Source organism: Bacillus sp. AFS001701 (genome assembly GCF_002559405.1).
Lineage (GTDB): Bacteria > Bacillota > Bacilli > Bacillales > Bacillaceae_G > Gottfriedia.
This window is the reverse complement of the sequence record NZ_NTZO01000616.1, coordinates 1-626: the sequence shown is the minus strand read 5'-3', so window position 1 is coordinate 626 and position 626 is coordinate 1. Positions and strand designations below refer to the sequence as shown.

Below are 626 nucleotides of genomic sequence, written 5' to 3'. Positions count from 1 at the left end.
TAATGATTTTTAAAACCTTATTTTTGGTAATCGTTTACATTTACATCAAGATTTAAAAGAAGTTTTTTTATATGGTTTAATGCTATTCTACTTATTAATAAATACCTTCATCTATGGTGGGGTCACTAGCGTATTGACTTCAATTCTTTAAAATTAACTTTAATACTTTCTAAACTCCACTAAAAAAGTAATTTGCTGTAAACAGATTTATGCACTTAGTCAAGGTTTGCAAAACGATGTAAATCCCTATTTTCCCCAATCATTACCAATACATCTCCCTCATGTATAACCTCATCAGGAGAGGGTGAAATATTAACGACTCCTTGTGTTTTAATAGCGATTACCGTTAAATTAAACTCTACTCTTATATTTAATTCCTTTAAACTTTTCCCCACCATTTTAGACGGTAACTTAATTTCTTCTATACTGTAATTTTTAGCAAGTTCTATAAAGTTTAAAACATTTGGTGACATAAGCTGGTGTGCTACACGTTCTCCCATATTTCTTTCTGGATAGATCACCCAATCCGCTCCTACTCTTTTCAAAACTTCACCATGCTGCTTATTTAATGCCTTTACGACGATTTTATTAATACTTAGATCATTTAACACTAATGTTGTCAAAAT

General features: G+C 30.5%; 1 protein-coding gene. It reads right to left on the bottom strand.

All coding sequences use genetic code 11. From position 1 onward, the window contains the following. Window positions 1-215: 215 nt before the first annotated feature. On the bottom strand, window positions 216-626 hold a 411-nt coding region (locus CN514_RS24095), incomplete at its 5' end, for a potassium channel family protein (protein WP_141529510.1).